A 19,737-nucleotide genomic window follows, 5' to 3' on the forward strand; every position below is an offset into this window, starting at 1 on the left:
TGAATACGATGTTATGCGGAGAACTACACTTCTATGAATTACTAGGATTCCCTTTACCTTGTTGTTTTTCAAGTAAATAAGCATAGGACGTTTTATTGTACCAGTCTAAATATTCTCTACCTTCCTTAGTAATATAGAATCTCAGCCCCTTTTCCCGAGGCTGTTGATTAACAAAACCCTTTGTAAAAAGCTCACCAAGAGTAATATTAACTTCATCTATATCTAATTCAATATCCTTACTAATACCACTTAAGGATCTATATGTATATTGGTTCGATGTTAAAGCCTTTAATATTTTTATTCTATTTACATCTTTCTCCTCTAGATTAACTTTATCACTGACATCTTCAATTATATCTTCATCATGAAGATCTTGTTCTGTTTCATTTTCAATAATCGTTTCTACATCTTTCTTCACATCACTAACTTCGTTTTTAACATCATCAATTTCCTTCATTATTTTATTTGAGAGAGTCCGTATAAATGGCTTTGAAGATATTGATACTAGTAGACAAAAACCCGCAATAACAAATAACTTGTATACATCATTTTTGCTTTCAGCAATAATATTACTTGAAATTGTGTTCAGAAATAGTGGTACAAGAAAGGCAGCCGAAATTCCAATTATAATTGATTTTATAATTTCATATTTTTTTGTTTCCTGACTTTCTCTGTTTGCTTCTAGTAGATAATTTACTACTCCACCTAATCCACCAGATAAAACCATAATTATTAGTAAGTAGTGCCAATGTTTCATGTGTAGTCTCCTCTTCTTCGAAAGAACTTCTAGCAGATCAAGAGCCAACGGTCACAGCGCGAATATTATGTTATAGGATGTCAGCGCCTTCTTCGAAATACAAAATCATTTTTTTAACTATCGTTTCCCGTTAACATCATTCTATGTCTGCTGAGGCGCTCCCGGTGGATAATAATTATTTAGTAACGTTACAGTTATGAAATACGTAGTAGGTTAGGATTTCTTGTACGTCCCCTTACAATTATTCACCACCACCTGTAATTTGCTCTTTAGCATTGTTCATAATGTATTTGATTCAAATCAAAACATCTTACATAATTGTCCAATCATTCTCTTTGTATCCAACATATCATGGAGATATCAAACAAGAGGAGTTGATATTTTGGTACGTATTCTTGATAAAGCTGCCGTACAACCGCGCCGTAGATTCAACTTAGCAAACTCATTTACTATCCGACGTTCACCAGCAAGATCTCTCCTTGCAACAATCACTTTACGGATTCCAGTCAATTCTCAACCTAATCGGGTAGATTTAGTAGCAACTGTGGGTGTTCGAGGTGTCACTGGCATTGCGCAAATACTCTTTAGAATCTTCCGCGATGGAAGAGAGATTTTCAACACCCGACAAGGTATCGAATCTGCTGGTTCTGAACAAAATTATGCAGTTACGTTCCAGGCGGAAGATAGAAATGTAAAAGCCGGTGCCCATGTTTACACAGTCACAGCAGAAAACCTTACTGCAAAAACAAGAGCCGATGTTGTTGGGCCTGTATCGTTTAGTGGGTTAGCCGTTAAAACGAGAACTTAATACCATATTTGCAATCTCCAGTACTTGAATGATAGCCCTGTAAAAACCTCAATTTTGAGGAATAGGTACTCCAAGATAGAAAAAGAGATAGAAAAGTAATAAGCAGCTCGTTCCTCGTCAGAGGATGGGCTGTTTTTGCTCATTTCCACTAAGCATAACTGCCCGTTAGTTAATTCATCAATTAATTTCTTGCACTGATTTCTTATAACGTTTCTGTATTCACGACGTTCAATGACTTAAGGACGAAGGTCCGGGTGGCTCTGCCACTTAGCCGGTTGAATGTGTCCGGTGATTCCGCTCCCCTGAAACGCCCTTCCGTACCAAGGGCCTGGCTTGTCCCGGTCCGACCGTTCAATGCGATGTTAGGCGAGGTAGGTGCCTTCATTGAGTTACTATCATAGTCATTCTTCAAAATGTTTGTAGCGAACATAAAACTCTTTGAAAATATCAAAAAAAATCTTTCGAAGATCCCCTAAATGCTGCTTACCCTTTATTTCTAAGTCTATCTGGGAGCCCTTAAAGTAAATGATCTTTACCCCTTCATCCTCCATATCAATGTATGTTATTATTGAATTCATTTCCTTACTAAGTTCTATAAACCATCTGTTTATCGATACAGAATCTCTAAATAACAAACTCATGTCACTAGTGGCTGCAGTTAAAAATACTTCAACCTCATCATTTTGTCCCTCAATTTCCGTGATAGAAATATAAATGCAACCAATTCTGGCTTTACCGTCAGGTTTTATGTGAGTTGATATTTCTAATTTGTTATAATGAGGATTCCAACCATAACCACCCTCAAGATACTTTAATATAAATGAATCCATATCGAAATGAATACACGCACAATTACCATAGTCTATAGAACCATGTTTCCTAATATATTCATACAGATCTTCTTTTTCATTTTTATTCATAACTATTTTAAAACTATAATCAAGCCCCATTGAATTCACCTCACGAATTAATATTTATTGCAACTATTTCACCTAACGTATCTGTATTCATGAACCCGTCAGAGTTGTCTGCTGAAATGCCTCTTCGGAATCCTTTCCTCCATTGGAGCCGCAGCTTGAATATTATGTTAGCCGAAGCACTGACCCTCTTCGAGTTTTCACTCACAATACTCATCTTTCTTTTGTTTGTATAAGACTTTTCCAAACTCTTTAGTTGGTGAAATAACCCGAATGATTCGACTAGCATTTATAGAATTTGTCAAAACAAGTTGACAGTCCTCTAGGATGTATTCCATGAATGCTGCATCTGTTAAAGTTTCCTTATAAACATCTGGGTTTTTCTTAATTACTTCCTTCCCCAGCTTTAAAAAATCCTGATCATGGTTATGTACTTCGATATTATTCCATACAGTTCTTTCTCCGATCCTCCAAATGATTGTATTCTGTATTTCCATACCTAATTCAATTAGCGTTTTTATAGGTTTTTCGCTTCTGTCACTTGTCATGTGTCCTATAAAATGGCCAAAATAAGCAGGAAAATCAGACTCTTCCACTCTAAATACAAATCCATTATATTTCTTTCCGTCTCTTCTAAATCTCTTTAATGCTTTCATCCACCAACGATCCAATGCAATATGTCCTGTTAAAGGAAAGCAGTAAACCCCGTTCTGACTTTTTCTAATTCCGTTTTTCAAGATGTTTTTTGAGTAATTCACAGGTGACCAATGAACAACAAGCACATAAACAACCCCTATAATTATGATTTTACAAGTATTTCGCCTAACGTTCCCGTATTCGACGCTTGGCGTATGCCAAGTGTGTCCGGCAGTCTCTGCTTCCCTGAAATGCTTCTGCCGGACCGAGGGCGTATGCCCGATGCGTGAATATATTGTTATCTGATTTCAGGGTAATCTATGAATAACTTTCAACAATGTTTCAACTATGATCTTCAATCAGTATCAACTTCTTATCTTTCATTTGAAATATTGATTTCCCTTGAAGTTTTAATGTTTCTCCTGGATCGGTTACATTTAGTTGGACAGAAAAAATAAGGGCTAGTAGAATGAAAACATTAGAATTAGGAGCGGATCTACTATGCCAAGACAAAGACGTACATTTACAGCGGATTTTAAGAGACAAATGGTTCAGTTATACGACAACGGAAAGCCGAGAGCAGCCATTGCGAGAGAGTATGAGCTTAGCCCATCGGCTCTAGATCGCTGGATCAAGCAGGCTCAAACCTCAGGTTCATTCGCTGAAAAAGATAACCGAACTGCAGAAGAGAATGAGCTCCTTGCGCTCCGTAAAGAAAATGAGCGACTCAAGATGGAGAATGATATTTTAAAGCAAGCCGCGCTGATCATGGGACGAAAGTAAAAATCATTAAGCAAAACAGTGATAAATACTCGGTATCAGCATTGTGTGAAGTCCTGCAAATCGCTAGAAGCACGTTCTACTATGAAGCGAAAGAAAAAGACAACGAAGACGAAGTAACTACGACTATCGTAGAGATCTTTCATACCCATCGAAAGGCGTATGGAACGCGCAAGTTGAAAGTCAAACTTCAGGAGCAAGGACACACCGTTTCCAGACGTCGAATTGGACGGATTATGAAAGAGCAGGGCCTCGTGTCCACGTACACGATAGCGCAGTATAAGCCGCACAAGACCGCTTGTAACGAAGCAACAACGGCGAATGTGTTGAAGCGTGAATTTGATCAAACCGAAGCTAAACGTTTCGTGGTCAGCGATCTAACTTATGTGAAAGTTCAGCACAAGTGGCACTACATTTGCGTACTGATCGACTTATTTAATCGTGAAATCATTGGCCATAGTGCAGGTCCCAACAAAGATGCTGCTCTGATTTCCCGTGCCTTTGCCACGGTAGAGGGCGATTTGAGCGACATTCAGTGGTTTCATACGGATCGTGGAAGCGAATTTAGGAACCAAACCATGGACGAACTGTTAGAGACCTTTGACATTGGCCGTTCCCTAAGTATGAAAGGCTGTCCCTACGACAATGCCGTGGCCGAAGCCACCTACAAAGTGATGAAAACAGAATTTGTAAACCAAATGAATTTCCAGAGTCTTCATCATCTAAAACTAGAATTATATGATTATGTGAACTGGTTCAACAAGCATCGTATTCACGGCACATTAAGATACATGACGCCAGTCCAGTACAAAGCTGCAGCCCTTAAAAAAGTTGTCTGATTTACTGTTGACAGTCCATCCTGCCTTCATTCCATTAGGGAGATCACTGGACAATATTCCCTCATAATCAATGTCAACCTCTGCTTTATCTCCTGTGAAAGTAATGTTCTTTATTACTTGACGCCTTTGAGAAAATACCTGAATTGACTGCTCTGCTAATGTGCGAAATTCCTGAATCCCCTTTGTTTCCGAATTAACTTCACCTTTAGAAATGTTTCGAAAATGAATATTCTCATTCAAAACTCCTATCATTCCATCAATGTTAAACGTGTTATATGCGCTCAGGTATTTTTCTATAAGATCTTTTAAATTTGAGTTCTCCAAGTCGAATCACACTCCTAGATTTTGATATTACATATTTGTCCTGATTTCAGATAACGTTCCCGTATTCACGACGCCCAGCGAATGCTGGGTGTGTCCGGCTGCCCCCGCTTCCCCGAAATCCTCCTGCCGGACCGAGGGCGTATGCCCGATGCGTGAATATAATGTTATCTGATGTCAGCCCTCCTTAGAGCCACTAACTCACTTATTTTGGGCTTCTTCAGTAATTTTAAAGTCTTCTTGCTTTGATAACGAAGGTTACAGGAAACATCTTCGCTCTTTTTACGAAATCATTATTTTCATCGTGCAATTGTATGATTTCATTCTCGGTTTCTTCAATCATTTGTTCAATAACAAACCCTGCTTTCGCCAACGCATTTATATAGGTTGATAGTTTACGGTCAGATAAGGTTAGCGCGCCTTGACAAAAATCAGGAGATACCGAATACCAAGATTCATCGAAATAACACTTGTTAAAAGCAAATCTATTATTTTCTTCAACAACACATTTGTGTATAGGATGAGACCAACTGAAAATAAAAACGCAGTCTTTTTTTAAATAAGAAGCAATTCGACAAAAAGTGCCTTCTAGGTCGGTTGTCCAGCCTATAGTGTAAATCGAATAAACAAAGTCAAAATAATCTACAGGTATGTCACATTCTTCTTCCATGGGAGAACAGATCAATTTTGCCGAAAGACCACACGCCGTCAAATGTTGTTTTGCCTTCTCAATTTGTTTTTCTGATATATCCATCCCCCATAGTTCAGATGCTTTGCGATCCCCCTGATATTGCAAGGATTGACCATTTCCACAGCCTATCTCTAACATCTTTTTTCCTGAGACATCGCCAAAAAGTTGGCATTTTTCTTCTGAGACAAATGCTCCATAAAAAGGAAGTACGATTGCTCCTAAAAAGTCATTTCCTTTTGTATCCCAATAGAAGCTGTTTGTTTCATAAACACTATGCTTGTTCATCCTGTGACCTCCTCTAATATAAATTTTGTTCGCTGCTCAGGTGTTTACCTATTAGTCATTTATTAGGTTTAGTTAATTTATCTGAAATAAAGTAAGCAGCAATAAATGAAAGAATAAAATTAGTTGTAACATTATCTGGTGTCCATCCAAAGGTGTTCACCTCATAAATTAAGTGTCTATGATTTAGCTGATTTCAGATAACGTTCCCGCATTCACGACGTCCTAGTGCCTTAAGGTTTCGCCAGGAACCGGCTGCCGCTTGCGGCAGTTAGGCGGTGGGATGTGTCTGCCTGAATCACTTTCCCCGAAATGCCTCGGACAGACCAAGGCCGCTCTGCGCCCACAGCGTCGAATGCGATGTTATCTGATGCCATGGTCTTCCTTGAATTACTTTCAAATATTTATTGTTCTTGATATCCTCCAATTATTAGCACTTGTAATATTCATAAGAATAATAGCTAGCACAACTAAAACAACTAAAGTAACAATACTACCTTCAATCCCAAAGCTACCACCTGTAATCAAATCATTTCCGGTTAATTTTATACCATAAATCCCGGATGTTTCACGGCCACTCACTGGCACACTGAATATTGATCCTTGTAAAAAATTCCATGAAATATGGAAAGAAATTGCAGTCCAAATTGTCTTAGTTCTAATGGTTACAAATGCTAAGACAACACTAAGTATAAATATATTTGTAAATGCTACAAAAGAGTAACCTTCATTGCCTCCATGAATTAAACTAAATAGTAATGAAGTTAAACAAATCGACCAGCCTCTACCAATTGAATTATGTATCAAATTCAAAAAATAACCTCTAAAAAGCAACTCTTCCCCTACTCCAGGAAATAACGAAGATGTAAACAACACCACCCATTCAAAATCTGAAAAATGAGGATTAAATATGCTATTAGTTATTGTCAAATTCCCTAAACACCATAATACAAATAATACTATGGCAATGCTTCCACCACCATATAGAAAACCATTAATAAAATGCCATACTGATTTCTTCGACATACATAGACCTATACTCGATAACTGCTGCCTTTCAACTTTCAATACAACAAATAGAACAACAATTATAAAGAATAAACTTGGCGACCTTAATAGCTCAATAAACCCATTCTCTCCAAATAGTGATTTATTATTTACTTTGAGAGAAAATACAGAATTAATGACTGAGTCTAAAAAAATACTTGAAACTAATACAAATAATATTTTCCATCCCGTTCTTACACGCTTTTCCTTGTTTTTAAACAAATTAACCATTTTTTTATCCTTCTTTCTCTTAGATTTACCATGGTTTCAGATAACGTAAATATGTTCACGACGTCCCACACCTTAAGCCCCAACGGGGCGGCCGCGACGCGGTTAGGTGGTGTGGATGTGTCCGGCTGATACCCACGGCACTTAATGCATCTGTCCGGACCGAGGGGCAAATGCCCCGTAGCGTGAACATTTTGTTAACTGATGTGCCTGACCTCTTTGAATTATCTTACAAATTATTTTTATCATTTACACGGTGAATTAGTTCATTCACCTCATTTTCAGAAACACTTATATTTCCACAATAAACCGAATTATTGTTAAAATCCCAATAACCTTCCAATATCAAATTGTAGTGATTGGCTTTCTTCTTTAATAGTGCCCATGATTCCTATATCTCCTTGTGAGCATGAATCAATATAGAGCCATTCTTCATAGGTGAATATATGAGTACTATTATAACAATCAAAATTGTTCATAATCCCTGGACTTTCACGTAGTTGTAGCCGTATATCTGCTTCTTTTAGTAATAAAACATCTTCAATTCGTATAACTATCCATGCCTCTTTCTCATTTTGAGATATAATACTCTCAAAACAAAACTTTACCATGGCTGAGTTATTTATTTCTTCAGGATGATCATCCCAACCATTAAATAAAGATAGAGCAGGTTGAAAAAGAGTCCAAATCTTATCCCCAATTGACATATTAAATGGATGAGATACAAGAATTGACCTATATGATCCCACTTTAGGTATAATTGAAGATCTCTTCCAATGTCTCTCGTTAAGATTGGGCACTTCCATCATAAATTCTGACCACTCTATTCCCCAATCCACTCCACTAATTCTAATACTTTTATCTTCATTCATATTCAATGCATTAAGTTCATGAACTTTCTTGCAAGCAGGGCGTTTAAAAGCTAATTTATTATTCTGCATATGATTACCAATCCACCTGACCAAGTGATATTTAAATCTTCTATTGGTTTAAAATTACCCTTATGAATATAGTTTTTTAAAAATTTCTTCAGGCATTTCAGTTAACGTTTCCTGTATTCATGAGCCCCGAAGGACTGTCTGCTGAAATGCTTCCCTGAAATCCTTCTAGCAGACCAAGGCTCCGAAAGGAGCCGCTGCTTGAATACTATGTTATATGACAGAATCACTTCTTCGATTAACCAACATTCATTCTTGATTCTAAGTCATTGTTCTGCTATATGTTCCAATAAATCTCCTGGCTGACAACCTAAAGCCGCACATAATTTATCAATCACTTCTAACGACACATATTCGTTCGTATTGAGTTTCGCCATTGTAGCAGACGAAATACCTGTCATTTTCAATAAATCCTGCTTCTTAATCTCCCTGTCGATCAATAATTTTTGAAAAGGTTTATAACTAATCATCTGCTATTCCTTTCACACATCAAGTGAATTTTTCTTTAATTATATGAAAGTATATTTTCTTTATCAAAAACATCTTCAACATGTATTGACTTAATTATTTGATATGATAAAATTATGTTTAATAAGTTGAACTTTTATTCATAAAATCAAATACATTGGATGGTGTTCAAAATGCATAATTCTTTAGAACTCTTACTTGATTCACTGATTCATACTCGAATTGAATCTTTATATGGCGAGCTTATCAAAAACAACCCCAGCTACAACCAGTTCTCATCCGAACGGAATCTCTACTTCAAGCAGTTACATGAAGGAGTACCGGAGAATATACAGAAGACCCTATTCCTTTACGACGATGCTGAGCTTTCTGTTCAAGCTATTTTAGAACGTGAAATTTATTTGCAAGGTTTTAAGGATGCTCTTCACCTGCATAACGAATTACATATATCTTTAGATTGAGAGCCTTCTGGCTCTTTTTCATTTTGGTTCTGTCATATAACGTTCTCGTATTCATGAACCCCGGAGGGGTTGTCTGCTGAAATGCCTCTCCGAAATTCATCCCGCAGACCTAGGCTCCGAAGGAGCCGCAGCTTGAATATTATGTTATACGCTGTACCTAACTTCTCTGATATCCGTTCACTTCAACTTCTATGCTTGTATATCTTATCCAATGATCTATAATTTTCTTTATCAAAAATCATTATTGGCACGTTATCTATCCATTCAATCCCTGTCTCTAAAAATCCCTCCTTATCTATCACTTCTTTAGGACTATTCTTATCTATTCCTATTCGATTCCACTTTATATAATTATTTATGGTTTCTACTTCTGCAACGACGACTGTACATGATAAATCACAGTCATCTGAACACATTAATATAGGTAATATCTTCGTTTCATCCATCGAATCATATAGATACTCTACTAATTTAGACTCTTCATCTAAATTCATCCAATCAACGATCATTGGGATTAGACCTAGCATGTAATCATTCTGATAGTATGCATTCATAAAATGATCCAAAGGTTTTCCATCTATTAGTATGGTTGGATGAGCATCTTTTAGGTAATTACTATTCTGATTCTCAACTGATATTTTTGTTATAATTTCTTTCATCCCAGAAATCCTCTCAGTTATTGTATCTTAGTCTTGGTATTGCGTATAACGTTCCTGTATTTACGACGCTTGGCGTATGCCAAGTGTGTCCGGCAGCCCTATGCTTCCCTGGATTGCATCTGCCGGACCGAGGGCTTGTGTCCGATGCGTGAATATTATGTTAGACGCTGTACCGACTTCTTGATTAATCAAGTCACTCCTTTATTTACTTTTAGTCTTCTGAAAAAAACTCTTCTTCAAAAATATCATCTTCATCATAATCAATGTCATTCTCGTTAACATCAAATTCGTATTTATCTATAATCGTCTCTATGTCTACACCTAATGAAGATAAGTAATTAATCTCTTTCCGATCTATTCCTGTCCAAGATTTTCTCCAGGACTTTTCAAAGTACAAGTCTATGTCGTTAATAATCATAATGTACCTTAATAAACCCAAGTAATTTGTTGGATTATCGACATATTTATTTATGTCGTCCCCTACTATACTATCTATATCTGCTAGGGTGTATATTCCATATAATTTTAATTCATTAACTATACGTTTACTTCCTTTATTAAAGGTGGGTTCTAATATATTTTTGTCAATAAGTGGTCTGAATTTATTATTCAGATAATTTCTTAATGAAGTAGTATTAATAAATACATTCAAATCATCATTTTCCACTTTATTCTTAACTTCTTTATCATAAATATTTATTTCCTTTGCTAAATTATCAAATTCTCTATCAACTAATTCTAAAGTAGCTGCTGCTAAGGAGAACCTTCTCTGTATATCATTTTCCGTAGGTAAATTACCAATAAACTTATAATTTCTATCGTGCGAGATATCTGCCCAAGCATGCTCAAGTATAGTTCTAATCTATATTTCAAAAGTTAATTCTTTAAACACGCTATATTCTGGCAATCCAAGTCTTTCATCTGTTAGCTTGGCTACATAGTGAATAGATCTATATCCTACCTTATCATTTCCGAGTTCCTTTGTTTTATCCACACTATGATCAGGGTCAATATCAAATAATGGTTTAATTATATCGCAACATTGTAAGACCTCACTTTTAACAAATGTAATAATTCTTATTCCCGCCATGTCTTTAATTTCTTTTTTTGGATTTTTGTATTTTTCTTTACTGGCCTTTTTTGAAAAGCTCTCAATGTCTTTTGCTCGACTTGAAACTGTATAATATGAAATTCCTGAGCTATTTAAAACTTCTCTTATGATTGACTCAACTTTACTTGCAAGGTTTTTGTATGTAGGTCTTACATTCACATACCATTTGATAATCTCGTCTATATTCTTCTCTCTATTCTCCATTAATGAACCTCCTAATTAATATGACCTTTCTGCGGTATTGCGTATAACGTTCCTGTATTCACGACGTCCGACGAATGTCGGATGTGTCTGCTGAATCTGCTTCCACGAAATCCTTCCCGCAGACCAAGGCTCCGTTAGGAGCCGCTGCTTGAATATTATGTTATACGACGGAATCCCTTCTCTGATTGACTAACATATTCTTTTTTTCTTTAACTCTATTTTTGGAGTCATTCTTTTCTAAAAGTATACTTTATCCAATTCTTAGTTAAAAAGAAATCTTCGGGTAATTTAAGTTCATTTGAATCATAAATATCATCAAGTTCAAGTTGGTCAATCTCACCATCATTTATAATTTGCTTTTCTAATAATTTTTCAATAGGCATTGGATCATTAGCCTTATTTCCAGCTCCTACTTTACAACTCATCCATTTAATAATCCATTCTGAAAGTGTATCCCACTCTTCACATTCAAAAGTCTTACTAGCTTGTCCAATAGGTATATCCTTCTCAATATTAGTAATAGAATTGACTTTAATGCCGCCTCGTGATTCATCTACTGTCATTACAAAACTTCTTTGCTTGATGGGTTCGAATTGTGATGCTTGTTGTATTTGGTCTCGCAAAAGTTGTGCCTTATAATTTTCACTTTTTTTTAATTGGAGCAACGATGTTTTTGAGAATTCGAGGTCTGGGATAGAAATTGTAACTGCTAGATCTGAGCCATATTTATCCGTTTGATTTTTACCTTTTCTATGTAAAATATACTGTTTAACCTCTACTTTATAAACTTCAGTATTTCCTACATCGCAATTCCTTCTCGGCTTTGCTAAAACCTCAGTAAGTCTGTTTAAAAATGCTTCCTCACTACATGGTCTGCCAGCTAGCCATTTCCTTGTTTCATTTTGTATTTCTTTCAACATTACTCCAAGAATTTTATCGACATTTAAGTTTTTTTGCATAATTTCTCCTTCTGTAAAGTTGATTCTTCAACAATAGCATTTAGATTTTGTCGTATAACGTTCCTCTATTCACGACCCAGCTTATGCTGGGTGTCCGGCGAATGTCGGGCCAAGGACGAATGTCCGCAGCGTGAATATCATGTTATACGCTGGTCAGTCTTCTTCGAATGAACCTCCATAGATTGAGAGTATTTTCATTTTGATTAGGCTTGTCATTCAATGAATAATTAAACTATTAATCTCTCTTTAATATAATTTTTCAAATCAGAAAACAAAACCACTGGATATAGCAATTCTTTTTCAAGCACAGCAGCAGAAAAAGAATCAACTACAAACAAACCAATTGGCTCATGCTTTTCTAAAGAATCTGGATCGGATACTCCTAGATATCTTATTACCGAATCCCAATTCTCATTAATATCATTGATTTTATTTCTCAATTTGAATTGGTATGAGCCCTTACTGACTTTACGAAATTTATTCAATTCATTACTAATAGCTTTAGCTGTATATTTATAGGGATTATCTTTGCACTCTATGACGAATAATTTTCCTTGTATCAATATAAGAACGTCTATCTGCCCAGACAAAGTCACATATCCTTTTTTATAATGAAAAGGAATCTCATTTTCTTTTTGAACATCAGACTTTATTAATACGCCTTCAAATGATTGCTTCAATAAATTAACAACTTCTTTTTCAAATTCTTTATGAAGTTGCGAAGTAACTTTAAATAGTTCACGTTTAAATGATGAATCTGGAAGAGAATTTTCAATAATATCTAAATATAATGCAGTTGTTGCATATGATAATAGGCTGATAGGACAAGCAATAATATCGTTTTTTATGGGAATTAAACATTTTCTCAAAGCTCTGTATTCCCTTTCTGTGGTAGAAATTGCAAACTCTAAAGAATCTTGATTATTTATAAACAAAGCTAGTAATCGATCAGAAGATTCAACTGAGATATTTAACAATTCCATAAATAACAATTTAAAATACGAGATACTCCCTATTAAAAATTCATCTGAATTTATATAGGCATTCAACAATTCATGCCCGATTTTTCGAACTCCATCCAATTCTATACCAATATATTTTAGACACACTTGGTCAAATTGCTTAAAGATTACATCAGGGATACTTGCTCTTCTTCTATTAATCATGGCATCGACATAGAAAGTCGAAAAATAATCATGGTCAATTTTTTGATTTACTCTGAGAAGACCCTCATTATCAATAATCATTTTATTCTCACTCATTATGCCTTCAGATGCTGTATCTCGTACATTTAACACAAAGAAAATAGCTCTAAATGTAGCAATCAATTCACCAAATTTATCGACATTTAGCTCCTTATTAGAGTGAGGAACTCTCTTTGAATAATAATTTATTATTTCAACTCCATATTGAAAAGCTTGTTTATCAAGAGCCAAAACATTTTCCCACTCTTTATATATACTGTTAAATGATAGACCGGTTGTTTTTTGCAAGTTCAAACTTTGAATAACAGTCCGACTAAAATTATCAGTTATTTCTTCTATTTTAAAATTATTTTCACCTTGATTTAGCCAAGAAACAGCTGCCAGAGTAATATGAATGTTGTATTCTAATAATTTCAAAAAGGATAATAAGTATCCCTTTGGGTTATCAAGAATAAGTTCTCTTACATAGTCAAATAAATATCCCATTAGGCGATTGGTGATCATTGATATACTTACTTTATCTGAATATCGTGTGTTATTTAGTCCAAGCTCATTAGTCATCTTTCTTATAATTTTCTCTTCATCGTATCCGCTTAAATCCATCATTGCTGAATTTACTGAGATAATCTTACCCTCATTAAATATAGGACAGATACTAAGAAATTTTTTTGTTAAATCTATAACATAAAGAGGATGCGTATTAATAACGAAATTATTAATCACGTCTTCTATATACGAACAAGTTTCGCATAAGTGTTTTTTCGATCCTTCAATAATTCGTTCTTTCGAATATGATACTGAGCAATATTCACACGCCATGATTATCCTCCTCTAATGCATTGAATTGATTAAAAATATATAAATCGGTAATGTAGAACTTTGATGACTTGCGTATAACGTTTCTGTATTCATGAATCCCGCCAGGGGTTGCCTGCTGAAATGCTTCCCTGAAATCCTTCTCGCAGACCAAGGCTCCAAAGGAGCCGCTACTTGAATATTATGTTATACGATGGAATCACTTCTTCGATCAACCAACATTCATTCTTGATTCTATTCTGTCATTGTTCTGCTATATGTTCCAATAAATCTCCTGGCTGACAACCTAAAGCCGTACATAATTTATCAATCACTTCTAATGACACATATTCGTTCGTATTGAGTTTCGCCATTGTAGCAGACGAGATACCTGTCATTTTCAATAAATCCTGCTTCTTAATCTCCCTGTCGATCAATAATTTTTGAAAAGGTTTATAACTAATCATCTGATATTCCTTTCACACATCAAGTGAATTTTTCTTTAATTATATGAAAGTATATTTTCTTTATCAAAAACATCTTCAACATGTATTGATTTAATTATTTGATATATTAAAATTATATTTAATAAATCGAATTTTTATTCATAAAATCAAATACATTAGATGGTGTTCAAAATGCATAATTCTTTAGAAGTCTTACTTGATTCACTGATCTATACTCGAATTGAATCTTTATATGGCGAGCTTATCAAAAACAACTCCAGCTACAACCAGTTCTCATCCGAACGGAATCTCTATTTCAAGCAGTTACATGAAGGAGCACCGGAGAATATACAGAAGACCTTATTCCTTTACGACGATGCTGAGCTTTCTGTTCAAGCTATTTTAGAACGTGAAATTTATTTACAAGGTTTTAAGGACGCTCTTCACCTGCATAACGAATTACATATATCTTTAGATTGAGAGCCTATTGGCTCTTTTTCATTTGATGCTGTCGTATAACGTTTCTGTATTCACGACGTTCCTCCGACTTAAGGCTGCTAGCAGCCGGCCGCGATGCGGTTAGTCGGTGCGGATGTGTCTGCTGAATCTGCTTCCCAGCCAATAGCTTCTCGCGGACTGAGGACCGCCAGAATTCGATGCGTGAATACAATGTTATACGAAAGCATCTACTACATTGAATATTCTAAGTTGTAGTTTCACTTTCATTCTTTGAAATATTCAAGTTGTCATTTTTAAAGATACTTTGAATAATAAATCCATAAATTAAATCTTGGTTTTTAACTGACAATTTCTCAGCTAATTGAATTGCCGTTAGAAACTTTTCTGTATTCCTTAAGCTCTCATGAAATAAATTAATTTGCTTCAAAGATTGACTATATAGCCAAAAAAACAATCCAGATATGATTTCAACAATTGAACCTGATATTGTTGTATATATTACTATATTCCCGTTATCTTCTATAAAATAAACACTTATAAAACCCAATGCAAACAGAATAAATCCTAAGAAACAAATTATTAATGCTGATGAAAAAGCATTTCTTGCTTGCTGTTTGTTTATTGTGTAATATTCCTTTAGTTCTCCTACATTTCGTCTCATCAGTCGTAAAATATCATCTGTATCATCATTTGAAAATGTCCCCATTGCTTTGTTTACTTCATTTTGTATTTCTTTTTCTTCTTCTTTACTTCTCGTCTTATCATAAATTTGTTTCGTAACCAATAGAACTGATGAAGCAAAAATAGTAATTGTTACAGATTGAATCATTTGAATTACCGGATCTAACGACATTATGCTACCTCCATGATTGTATTTAGAGTCTTTCGTATAACGTTTCTGTATTCATGAACCCCGTCAGGGGTTGTCTGCTGAATTCCTCTTCGATATCCTTCCCGCAGACCTAGGCTCCATCAGGAGCCACAGCTTGAATATTATGTTATCTGATTCCGTTGTTTCTTAGCGCTTACTTTCATTATCCTCTGTAGTTTTCTTCCATCGCCTTCTTAAACACCTCGATGGGATACTCATATTTTATTGCTTTATAGATGAATCGGTTATTCCATTGATTTCTTTCTATTCCTTCAACAAATTCTCGCTCTATGATTTTCATCGTATAAATAATTTCATTTAATGTTCCTATCACGCTTCGATTATTAGTAGTTGTGATAATCATACCTTCATTTTCTTCGATATACCTGCTAATTACTTTTTCTTCGATTTCCTCACTCATTAAATAATTTCTTAGTTCACTAACGAATAACTCTTCTACATTTTTTAGTTGTGCCTTTTTAACTCCTACGATCGTTAAACTTAATCTTGATAAGTCATTCATGAATACGATTGTTTTTCTTCTATTCAATGTGAACATATTCGCATGCCATGTATTTAACGGAACAGATATATCTATTTTTTGTACTTTGTAATCCATTTCTTTTAGCAGTTTTTGTGTCGCTCTTATAACGTACATTATTGTTCTCCTTCTTATTGATTTACAGGTTTGCAATGGTTTCAGATAACGTTTCTGTATTCATGAACCCCGCAAGGGATTGTCTGCTGAAATCCCCCTTCGTAAATACATCGGCAGACCGAGTCTCCATCAGGAGCCGCCGCTTGAATATTATGTTATCTGCCGTTAGCCGCATCCTGAATAATCCTGAACTTACTTCCACAATCTCTCTTCAATTGAATAATCCATCTCTTTAAAATATTCGATTATTCTTTGGGATTCCTGTTTGAACCCATTTGAATATTGAATCCCTATCCCATTTTAATCTGTATACTCAAAACTTAGATATTTAAATCCACCTCTTGGCCCGACATTTTGAGTTTTACATTCCTAGTACCCACAAAATTTATAATACCAAAATATTGCTTTTTCATTTGCTGTCGGAAATTTAGAATATAGCATATTATCGACTGCACCGATAACAAAATTGTTTTTAGCATAAAAACGGCATGCAGAAACATTTACATCCTGCGTTTCAAGCATAAGACCAATGAAGTTATGCTGCCTTGCCCACTCGATTGCTTTGTGTAATAACGCTGTTCCAACACCCTTTTTTCTCCATTTTTTTGCAACTGCAATATCTTCTATAAAAGCATAGCCATTCCAATAAGAACGAAGCCTGATCTGTCCAATACAATTAACATCGTCATAATATAAATAAACAGCTTTGTTTTTGTCATCGATATAGCTTATGTCGATATCTTCACTGTCATATTGTTTATTATAATGATCAGAAAAAAGCTCTTCGGTATATGTCCAAATATCGTTCTCGTATTTTGGTACAATTCTCCCATAAACAATTAAGCCCTCATTAGGCTTGTTATAATCCTTACTATTTGTATGTGACATTTTAATGATCATATAATTAACTCCTTATTTAATATCTACGTCCATCTTTATTCTATATTGTATGTTTTCATAATATTTTCCAGTATCGCGAATAACGTTCCTGTATTTATGAACCCCGAAGGGGTTGTCTGCTTAAATACCTCACCGAAATCCATCTCGCAGACCCAGACGCCGTCAGGGGCCGCAGCTTGAATATTATGTTATATGATGGATATGCTTCTTCGAGATTGCTTACTAACCTGTCCTTTTTCACTTCAATTATTTATTTTAGCTTTGATTCATCTTTTCTCATGTGTTATCATATTCTTAAAGAAAGACCAAGTGCGTCAACACTTGGTCAGTACAATTGGCTTGGATGGTTTATCCCTTCTTAAAGCTCTCGGAATAAAAACCCACCTTTGGCGGTCAACCTTGGGGTGGGTTTTTACTTTCTCTTGTTGTTATTGATGTATGTTAAAAGTGCAAGAATGAATGTTCCGAATAATAGCATAAGAGTCATCGCATCTTTCACTTCCATGGTTTCACCTCCTTTCGAAGGGAAACCATACCCACCCAAGATTCAATTGTATCTATATTTTACCTGCATTTACATCTGCGCACAAGCGTTCTTATCTGCTTTCTTCTACATTCTTTTCTTGATCCATATTGCTTTTTATTTCTATTATATAACGTTTCTGTATTCACGAACCCGAGAACCTTAAGCCCCAACGGGGGCGGCTGCGACGCGGTTGGGATCGCAGGGTTGTCCGCCTAGATCCACTCCATCGAAAATTCCTCGGCTGGACCAAGAAGTCGCCAGGCTCCGCAGCGTAAATAAGATGTTATGTGATATCGACGACTTCCTCGAATTAGCTAAATGCCTAGTACTGAAATATAATTTTGGGATTTCAATCGCTCTTTAATCCATGTTTGAAATTCGTTAATTAATTCTCTCAGTTTTTCAATGTTATTTTCATAGTCTTTTATAAACTCATCTTTACTACATCCAAAGAAAAAGCCAATATGCTCTTTAAGTGTATTCATTTTGTGGTGTCCTTCAAGAAGATTTATTACTCTTTCTAATCTCCCTAGGATCCTCCACCAAATTTCCTTTTGAATCTCATTAAAAGCATAGTGATCATAAGTAGGGTATTCACTTTCAATTGATTTCTCTATAAAACCAAATACTTCTTCGGTCAAAAAGATTGAAGTATCATTCCAACATTGACCAAGGTATCTACCTGGCAAAATTTCAATATAACAAGTTCCTTCAAGTTCTTCTTTATTTCTTATTATCTTCATTGTGTTTACCTCTTAAATAATATCGTCGATTTCACATAACGTTTCTGTATTCACGACGCTTGGCGAATGCCAGATGTGTCCGGCTTCTCCGAAATCCTTCTGCCGGACCGAGGGCGTATGCCCGATGCATGAATATATTATTATCTGATTTCAGGGGAATCTATGAATAACTTTCAACAACGTTTCAACTTTGATCTTCAATCAGTATCAACTTCTTATCTTTCATTTGAAATATTGATTTCCCTTGAAGTTTTAATGTTTCTCCTGCCTTCATTCCATTAGGGAGATCACTGGACAATATTCCCTCATATTCAATGTCAACCTCTGCTTTATCTCCTGTGAAAGTAATGTTCTTTATTACTTGACGCCTTTGAGAAAATACCTGAATTGACTGCTCTGCTAATGTGCGAAATTCCTGAATCCCCTTTGTTTCCGAATTAACTTCACCTTTAGAAATGTTTCGAAAATGAATATTCTCATTCAAAACTCCTATCATTCCATCAATGTTAAACGTGTTATATGCGCTCAGGTATTTTTCTATAAGATCTTTTAAATTTGAGTTCTCCAAGTCGAATCACACTCCTAGATTTTGATATTACATATTTGTCCTGATTTCAGATAACGTTCCCGTATTAACGACGCCTGGCGAATGCCAGGTGTGTCCGGCTGCCTCTTCTTCCCTGAAATCCCCCTGCCGGACCGAGGGCGTATGCCCTATGCGTGCATATTATGTTATATGCTGCCTGTATCTTTCCAGATTCTCTTAATCTTATTCGATCTTTTCCTTCCTTAATTTTATGCTTTCTCTCTGTCTTTTCACAACCTCTTTTTTAGCACTTCTCTATGTTTTCCTATCTTTTGTTCTTTTTTTAAAATCTCTTTTCTATCCTTTCTTTTTCTCCATTTGCCTTGCCCGAAGTGTCTTCGTGCTTCCTGTTTCCTAGATCGAATCTTGGGCTTGTTGATCCTCTGGTTTTAACCTTTCTTCTCTCCTATTTCTTAAATGTCTCTTTCCCTTTGCCTTAAAC

Annotated in this window: 25 protein-coding genes; 4 read left to right on the forward strand and 21 right to left on the reverse strand. The window is 35.4% G+C overall.

The window, feature by feature from the left end:
- Positions 1–31: 31 nt before the first annotated feature.
- Positions 32–757: a YEATS-associated helix-containing protein gene (locus tag GCU48_RS02565; RefSeq protein ID WP_152378936.1), complete on the reverse strand. Its 726-nt coding sequence runs from the start codon at positions 755–757 to the stop codon at positions 32–34.
- A gap of 382 nt (positions 758–1,139) precedes the next feature.
- Here GCU48_RS02565 and GCU48_RS02570 point away from each other — a divergent pair, with 382 nt between their 5' ends.
- Positions 1,140–1,565, forward strand: coding sequence for an exosporium protein C (locus tag GCU48_RS02570; protein ID WP_152378937.1), 426 nt, complete (start codon positions 1,140–1,142; stop codon positions 1,563–1,565).
- Positions 1,566–1,966: 401 nt separating this feature from the next.
- Here the strand turns inward: GCU48_RS02570 and GCU48_RS02575 are convergent, their stop codons facing one another.
- Positions 1,967–2,515, reverse strand: coding sequence for a hypothetical protein (locus GCU48_RS02575; RefSeq protein WP_152378938.1), 549 nt, complete (start codon positions 2,513–2,515; stop codon positions 1,967–1,969).
- A 167-nt stretch (positions 2,516–2,682) separates the two neighbouring features.
- The gene (locus tag GCU48_RS02580) at positions 2,683–3,264 is read right to left on the reverse strand and encodes a hypothetical protein (protein WP_152378939.1); all 582 of its coding nucleotides are present in this window, start codon (positions 3,262–3,264) and stop codon (positions 2,683–2,685) included.
- A gap of 355 nt (positions 3,265–3,619) precedes the next feature.
- On the opposite strand from GCU48_RS02580, the gene GCU48_RS02585 reads away from it, so the two are divergent.
- Positions 3,620–4,737, forward strand: a protein-coding gene (locus GCU48_RS02585; protein ID WP_152378940.1) for an IS3 family transposase whose coding sequence is annotated in 2 segments (ribosomal slippage) — positions 3,620–3,866 and positions 3,866–4,737 — 1,119 coding nt in all. Because the reading frame shifts where the segments join, the coding sequence is not laid out codon by codon here.
- Here the strand turns inward: GCU48_RS02585 and GCU48_RS02590 are convergent.
- From GCU48_RS02590 to GCU48_RS02610, 6 genes are all read right to left on the reverse strand, one after another.
- The gene (locus GCU48_RS02590) at positions 4,681–5,061 is read right to left on the reverse strand and encodes a nuclear transport factor 2 family protein (protein WP_152378941.1); all 381 of its coding nucleotides are present in this window, start codon (positions 5,059–5,061) and stop codon (positions 4,681–4,683) included. The two genes, GCU48_RS02585 and GCU48_RS02590, sit on opposite strands and share 57 nt — an antisense overlap.
- Positions 5,062–5,287: 226 nt before the next feature.
- Complete coding sequence (locus tag GCU48_RS02595; protein WP_152378942.1) at positions 5,288–6,034, reverse strand: class I SAM-dependent methyltransferase; 747 nt, start codon at positions 6,032–6,034, stop codon at positions 5,288–5,290.
- 230 nt (positions 6,035–6,264) lie between these two features.
- On the reverse strand, positions 6,265–6,408 hold the full coding sequence (locus tag GCU48_RS26725) for a hypothetical protein (RefSeq protein ID WP_167518632.1): 144 nt from the start codon (positions 6,406–6,408) through the stop codon (positions 6,265–6,267).
- Between the two features lie 19 nt (positions 6,409–6,427).
- Complete coding sequence (locus GCU48_RS02600; protein ID WP_152378943.1) at positions 6,428–7,309, reverse strand: CPBP family intramembrane glutamic endopeptidase; 882 nt, start codon at positions 7,307–7,309, stop codon at positions 6,428–6,430.
- 317 nt (positions 7,310–7,626) lie between these two features.
- On the reverse strand, positions 7,627–8,247 hold the full coding sequence (locus GCU48_RS02605; protein ID WP_152378944.1) for a hypothetical protein: 621 nt from the start codon (positions 8,245–8,247) through the stop codon (positions 7,627–7,629).
- A 263-nt stretch (positions 8,248–8,510) separates the two neighbouring features.
- A complete protein-coding gene (locus tag GCU48_RS02610; protein ID WP_010345194.1) occupies positions 8,511–8,714 on the reverse strand; it encodes a helix-turn-helix domain-containing protein in 204 nt (67 codons plus the stop codon).
- A gap of 171 nt (positions 8,715–8,885) precedes the next feature.
- Between GCU48_RS02610 and GCU48_RS02615 the strand changes: the two genes are divergently transcribed.
- Positions 8,886–9,173 (forward strand): hypothetical protein, encoded by a 288-nt coding sequence (locus GCU48_RS02615; RefSeq protein ID WP_152378945.1) that lies wholly within the window; start codon positions 8,886–8,888, stop codon positions 9,171–9,173.
- 182 nt (positions 9,174–9,355) lie between these two features.
- Here GCU48_RS02615 and GCU48_RS02620 read toward each other — a convergent pair whose 3' ends face one another.
- The 6 genes from GCU48_RS02620 to GCU48_RS02640 all read right to left on the reverse strand — a co-directional run bounded on the left by GCU48_RS02620 (position 9,356) and on the right by GCU48_RS02640 (position 14,573).
- On the reverse strand, positions 9,356–9,832 hold the full coding sequence (locus tag GCU48_RS02620; protein ID WP_152378946.1) for a hypothetical protein: 477 nt from the start codon (positions 9,830–9,832) through the stop codon (positions 9,356–9,358).
- A gap of 211 nt (positions 9,833–10,043) precedes the next feature.
- Positions 10,044–10,499, reverse strand: a complete 456-nt coding sequence (locus GCU48_RS27540; RefSeq protein WP_244316033.1) for a hypothetical protein — start codon at positions 10,497–10,499, stop codon at positions 10,044–10,046.
- Positions 10,500–10,694: 195 nt separating this feature from the next.
- Positions 10,695–11,147: a RelA/SpoT domain-containing protein gene (locus GCU48_RS27545; RefSeq protein ID WP_244316035.1), complete on the reverse strand. Its 453-nt coding sequence runs from the start codon at positions 11,145–11,147 to the stop codon at positions 10,695–10,697.
- A 227-nt stretch (positions 11,148–11,374) separates the two neighbouring features.
- Positions 11,375–12,106 carry a hypothetical protein gene (locus GCU48_RS02630; RefSeq protein WP_152378947.1) on the reverse strand — a complete coding sequence of 244 codons (732 nt, stop codon included), beginning with the start codon at positions 12,104–12,106 and terminating at the stop codon, positions 11,375–11,377.
- A gap of 227 nt (positions 12,107–12,333) precedes the next feature.
- Positions 12,334–14,130: an NERD domain-containing protein gene (locus tag GCU48_RS02635; RefSeq protein ID WP_152378948.1), complete on the reverse strand. Its 1,797-nt coding sequence runs from the start codon at positions 14,128–14,130 to the stop codon at positions 12,334–12,336.
- A 239-nt stretch (positions 14,131–14,369) separates the two neighbouring features.
- Positions 14,370–14,573 (reverse strand): helix-turn-helix domain-containing protein, encoded by a 204-nt coding sequence (locus GCU48_RS02640; protein WP_019686344.1) that lies wholly within the window; start codon positions 14,571–14,573, stop codon positions 14,370–14,372.
- A gap of 171 nt (positions 14,574–14,744) precedes the next feature.
- On the opposite strand from GCU48_RS02640, the gene GCU48_RS02645 reads away from it, so the two are divergent.
- Entirely contained in the window at positions 14,745–15,032 is a 288-nt protein-coding gene (locus GCU48_RS02645; protein ID WP_152378949.1) for a hypothetical protein, read from the forward strand.
- Positions 15,033–15,255: 223 nt separating this feature from the next.
- On the opposite strand, the gene GCU48_RS02650 is transcribed toward GCU48_RS02645, so the two are convergent.
- The 6 genes from GCU48_RS02650 to GCU48_RS02670 form a co-directional block, all read right to left on the reverse strand.
- Entirely contained in the window at positions 15,256–15,864 is a 609-nt protein-coding gene (locus tag GCU48_RS02650) for a TRADD-N-associated membrane domain-containing protein (RefSeq protein WP_152378950.1), read from the reverse strand.
- Positions 15,865–16,045: 181 nt separating this feature from the next.
- Positions 16,046–16,540: a DUF6933 domain-containing protein gene (locus GCU48_RS02655; RefSeq protein ID WP_152378951.1), complete on the reverse strand. Its 495-nt coding sequence runs from the start codon at positions 16,538–16,540 to the stop codon at positions 16,046–16,048.
- A 369-nt stretch (positions 16,541–16,909) separates the two neighbouring features.
- Positions 16,910–17,440 carry a GNAT family N-acetyltransferase gene (locus tag GCU48_RS02660; protein ID WP_152378952.1) on the reverse strand — a complete coding sequence of 177 codons (531 nt, stop codon included), beginning with the start codon at positions 17,438–17,440 and terminating at the stop codon, positions 16,910–16,912.
- A gap of 412 nt (positions 17,441–17,852) precedes the next feature.
- Positions 17,853–17,945, reverse strand: a complete 93-nt coding sequence (gene comI, locus GCU48_RS26730) for a competence inhibitor ComI (protein ID WP_007431380.1) — start codon at positions 17,943–17,945, stop codon at positions 17,853–17,855.
- Between the two features lie 335 nt (positions 17,946–18,280).
- On the reverse strand, positions 18,281–18,709 hold the full coding sequence (locus GCU48_RS02665) for a hypothetical protein (protein WP_152378953.1): 429 nt from the start codon (positions 18,707–18,709) through the stop codon (positions 18,281–18,283).
- Positions 18,710–18,893: 184 nt separating this feature from the next.
- Entirely contained in the window at positions 18,894–19,277 is a 384-nt protein-coding gene (locus GCU48_RS02670; RefSeq protein WP_152378954.1) for a nuclear transport factor 2 family protein, read from the reverse strand.
- Positions 19,278–19,737: the final 460 nt, after the last annotated feature.

It is taken from the genome of Paenibacillus brasilensis (assembly GCF_009363115.1).
Lineage (GTDB): Bacteria > Bacillota > Bacilli > Paenibacillales > Paenibacillaceae > Paenibacillus > Paenibacillus brasilensis.